Source organism: Candidatus Neomarinimicrobiota bacterium (genome assembly GCA_012964825.1).
In the GTDB taxonomy this organism is placed as follows: domain Bacteria; phylum Fidelibacterota; class Marinisomatia; order Marinisomatales; family S15-B10; genus UBA2125.
In genome coordinates, this window is record DTTI01000083.1 from 1 (window position 1) to 4,614 (window position 4,614).

Annotated in this window: 5 protein-coding genes; 2 read left to right on the forward strand and 3 right to left on the reverse strand. The window is 45.4% G+C overall.

All coding sequences use genetic code 11. From position 1 onward, the window contains the following. The 3 genes from EYO21_09060 to EYO21_09070 all read right to left on the reverse strand — a co-directional run. The coding region (locus EYO21_09060; protein HIB03952.1) for a hypothetical protein at positions 1-650 on the reverse strand (650 nt) is incomplete at its 3' end. A 247-nt stretch (positions 651-897) separates the two neighbouring features. Next, complete coding sequence (locus EYO21_09065; GenBank protein ID HIB03953.1) at positions 898-2,589, reverse strand: hypothetical protein; 1,692 nt, start codon at positions 2,587-2,589, stop codon at positions 898-900. 4 nt (positions 2,590-2,593) lie between these two features. Further along, positions 2,594-3,391 (reverse strand): TlpA family protein disulfide reductase, encoded by a 798-nt coding sequence (locus tag EYO21_09070; protein ID HIB03954.1) that lies wholly within the window; start codon positions 3,389-3,391, stop codon positions 2,594-2,596. Between the two features lie 211 nt (positions 3,392-3,602). Between EYO21_09070 and EYO21_09075 the strand changes: the two genes are divergently transcribed. Together EYO21_09075 and EYO21_09080 are read left to right on the forward strand one after the other, a co-directional pair. Continuing rightward, a complete protein-coding gene (locus tag EYO21_09075; GenBank protein HIB03955.1) occupies positions 3,603-4,358 on the forward strand; it encodes a hypothetical protein in 756 nt (251 codons plus the stop codon). Position 4,359: 1 nt separating this feature from the next. Further along, positions 4,360-4,614 (forward strand): VCBS repeat-containing protein (locus EYO21_09080; protein ID HIB03956.1); only part of this gene is annotated, 255 nt, incomplete at its 3' end.

Consider the following 4,614-nt stretch of genomic DNA (forward strand, 5'->3'; position numbering starts at 1 on the left):
TGCCCGTTTTCGCAACCTGCCTCGCACTCAGAAGTTTTATCTCCTACCCAGCCAAGGAAGATATTATTGTGGTGATCCAGTTTTCCCCAGTCAAAGTATTGTCCGAAGTCATACGCAATGGAATCCATTGTTACGCCCACATAAAGACGCAGGTTTTTCGCCGAAAGGTCATCTGTACTGGTCACGCTCAGGTTTACAGATGCGGTTTTGTCAACAAACGATGTGCCATCCAGTGACATGGTAATAGGTGTTGTCTCAGCCTGTACGCGTTTTACCATAGTTATGTAAGCATAGTAAGCCTCATCCCAATCACTAGCTGGGTTTCCTGTATTTAGGAAGTCAGCAGTGTATGCTGCCCACTCAGGGCTAGTGTCCTCTCCATTTATTTTAAAAGCCGGTATACCATTAAAATATTGAAGATACGGTTCAGTTTGATCACTGTACCAGCGATCATCGATGGGAGGATTTGTACAGTTGTCTTGATGAGCTTGCCAGGTTTTTGCCAGATCATCAGCATAAGTCCCACTTCCGGTGTGATAGTTAATAAGAATCCAGTCATTCATCACATCATCACCCACATATCCCATTCTGTTGCCGCCCCGTATTCCAGCATTCCCATCAGCTGCAACATGTGTACCAGTTTCAGCCACGAAATTCGGGTTTTGCCACTCCTCCAGGAAACTCCCGGATAGTTTACAGTAGCCTCAGTAGAGGGATGTAAGTTTTTCCAGTACAGCGGCTTTTTTGGCGGCCTGACTGGAAAAGGGGAGAAGAATGACAAGTGAGAGGAGAAGGTATTTTGATGTTTTTCTCATGATTCCTCGGTTGATGAAAATATTATCAATACTTCAAGCATAATTTATTGTGATTAAGAAAATTTTTCAATGGATGTAATATTTAGAAAATCCAGCTAAGATTGACTTTATAACCGTCATCAAAATCCTGAACGTATCTGCATACCCCGTTACTACACAAGAGGCCTCCTTGCTGAGATCCGCTCATGACTGATAACCGTGTACTCTCGTTCAGGTTGTAAAGAATCTCTAAAGACCTCCACTCTTTAGGTCCCCATACCCAGTCATCCTTGTCCCACTCCTGTGAAGTACGGTCTAAGGTAAAAGCGACGGACCACTTGGGCGACCGGGCCACTCCGATAGATACAACGGCATTGTACCTGGTGTCTACAGGATAGAGAGATCGAAATTCCCACCCTTCGCCAAAGTCATTCATATATCCTTTTTTAATGGACTGGTACTCGGTCTTTATCTGAAGGCTGAAGCGGGAGGGAAGATGCAGATTTAAATCAAGGGGGAAGGTATGGGCTGAGACATAATCATATGACTTTGTTGTAAATCCGGGTATACTATAATTTGTAATGACTGAAAGGACATCTTCAAGCTTGTCCCACCCCAGTTTGTACTGGAGCTTATCACTGAAAAGTGCGCCTTCTATCTGAACGAAGGTATCTCTGAAATAATCAGCAAAAGGCGAACCACTGGAGATAAGTCTATTATTCGTTTGAGGGTTCCATTTGAAATCCTCATTCATGGAAATAATGTCGTGACGACTGGCTCTGGAATGGTTTATTGAAAGGTTGAACCAGTCCTTTACAGGTCCTGTAATATAGATCTGGGTGCCCACCTCGTCATTGGGGTCCAGCTCATGAATGATCCTTCCAATGAGACGTGAAGTGTGCTCATATATACCGGTAGGGGGGCGCTGGAAATCCAAGGAAATATCATAGTTGTTCACAAAGTCAAAATTCTTCTCAGGGGGCAGACGCTTGAAATCGTAATTCTTGTAATCAATGACCGCTGACCATTCTCCCAGGTATGTTCCTATACCAGCGTAGAATCCTTTTCCATCTGAAAGATATTTCCCGGGTCCCAGATCACCGGCACTCCTGTAAACCGCCTCTACAAAAGCGTCAAACAGATCATGACTGAATTCAGCATAGGTACCGGCATAACGGTGCCTTAAGTCCAAGTTTACGGGGTTGCCTGTCTTGTCGTAAGGGATATAATGATCTTCTCTTGATTCCAGGTAGGACAGACCCAATCTTAAACCTAGCTGTTCTGTTTCCAGATTGGCTCCTGTTAGGAGGTGATCCGTCTCATAGTTAGGTACACGGTCACTGAAATTATTAACCATGGTAGAGCCCTTCCACGAGTTCATCTTTCCTGAGATGAGGTTGAGTGAATAATTTTCACCCGTGTAATTAAGGAGAAGTCCCCTTACGCCTGTATCCAGGTCGATAGCCTGGTCATCCACCTGGTTCAAAAGGAGCCCCCGACCCCAGATGGTGTATACATCACCTATCTCAAGACTTAAATTATCCTTGAAGTACTCCACTCGAACTTTCCTCAATCCACTGATATTCACACCGATTTCAGGAGGTTTGCTGAGCTCCAGCTGACCCCAGGCCGACCATTGATTTAAATTTGCTCTTCCTTCCAGAAAGTGTTCAGAGAAATTGAAATCATTGGCGCTTTCAGCATACTTGGAAGTGAGAGTGCCTGAGAAAGAAGCCTGCCCAGAAACAATTGATAGGCAAAGAGGAGTGGACCACAGAAGTGGTCTTAATCTCATTCGGTCAGGAAGTGACTGGAGCCGGCTCTTTAATTCCAATGAGGGCCTGGATGCTTGATTCGATCTCTAATTCATCTCCAGGCAGGTAACCCTGGTGCATCCAGCGGATAACACCATCCATATCCACAAGGATGGTAGTGGGAAGGAGTTTTGCATTGAGTCTTTTTGACATCTTCCCATTGGGATCAAGAGCCACCATAAAGGTGAACTTTTTAGACTTTATAACAGACCGTACTTTGGAAAGGCTCTTCGGGGAGTCCTGATTAATGGTTAAGATGGTTAGGCCGTATCCACTGTACTTCTCATGAAACCGCTGAAGGTGTACCATCTCTTTCAGGCACGGTCCGCACCACGTGGCCCAGAAGTCCAGAAGTACAGGTCCTTTCTTCAAAAGTTCATCGATGGTTGTTTTGCCGCCTCCCAGCATTTTTAACTGCACTTTTTGCGATCCAGAAATAGTGCCAGCAAGATCCTCTGTTCGGACTTCTGATTCATAGTAAAGTAAGCTTAAAGCCAAACCAGCCGTAATAACGCCACCGAGGATTAATTTGCCGCGCTGAGCTTGCTTGTTTTTGACCAAAAGCCGCCGATCTATGCCGTTACGCCGGTCAGCCCCCTGTCGACTGCTCCTTCCGGTGCGCCGGTCCAGCACCTTGCGACGTTCTCCTTCTGCAGGAAGAGTTTTTTGGCTCTGGTCAGCCTCGCGCCTTTCTCTACCGGTACGCCGTTCTACGCCTTTGCGCTTGTCGTGGATTATTCGCCGGTCGACCCTGTCTCTTCGTCCATTCAAATCTTGATTCATTAATTTGCCTTTTCCTTAAAAATTTAACAGGAAACTTCAAGGATTTTTGGTTCAATTCCAAGTTATCTCCGTCAGGGCATAATAATCTATGCTCCATGTCACAATAGAGGTGCCTGTTCTTGTGAAAACCGTTTTTTTGCTCTAATCTTTCTTGATGCGGGAGGCATAGACCCTCAGTGAATCCTCCCATCCTAGAGGATTTGTCTGACTAATGCGGAATATTTTACTATCCATACTGGTATTCTTGAGCACAACGCTTGTGTCTCAGGATATGATGGATCGGAAGATTTCCGTCTTTTCCGGCGGTACATCCGGTCTAGTAGATATTGAGGAGAGTGCAATCTCATCTCTTGTAGAAGAGGAGCTGGTTGCTACAGGGGAATTCAGAGTTATTGAGCAATCTACCACTGTACTTCCGCTATCGTTCAGGAAGAGAGAGTTATCAGGCATTTCCAAGTTTGCCTCAAATCTCTGGCGTTCACAGGCAGACACGCTGGATCCGTCTGTGGCTGTCCTTCTTGATAATACAGAAATTGTGATTTGGAGACTTAAAAGGGACGGACGGACCTACAGTTACGATTTCAGGCGCTATTCAGTGGAGACTGACTCAAAGAACTTATATACCTACAGGGACAGGAAGATCGGAAAACGTTATCTTAAAGGCAAAGCCCGCACCACCGTCACTTTTGCCGGTGATCCGGAAAACGCCGCGGAGGCTGCCCGCGTCCTGGCATGGTATGTGGTTGGTCTGAAACCTCCTCCAGACCGTTTTGACAGGGGATTGGTTGCTGGATTGTCTAATAATCTGAAAAATATTTACTCTAACCTGTGGTTCGTTATGGATTCCGGGTTTGAGTCTTTACTAATCATTGTGGCACTGATAGTAATGGGGGGTGGTCTTTATGCTGTAGCGAGCCCCAAAGGAGATGACCTGGGTTATCCTCCTGATTATCCAGGGGTGCCGTAGAATGATGAATCAGTCGAACTACAACGCTAAGAAATTGGCATTCTGTCTCTTCATTATCATGCCCTTTGCCTTAACAGCTCAGTTCAAGTTCACAAGGAATGAAATCAGTGGTGGACAAGACATGCAAAGACTTATTCTAGTGGACTTAGACGAAGATTCAAACATAGATATTGTTGCCGGTGGAAGCAATAAGGTCTATTGGTTTAAGAATGATGGTTCAGGCAATTTCACAAGATCTGAGGTGTATAGCGGATCT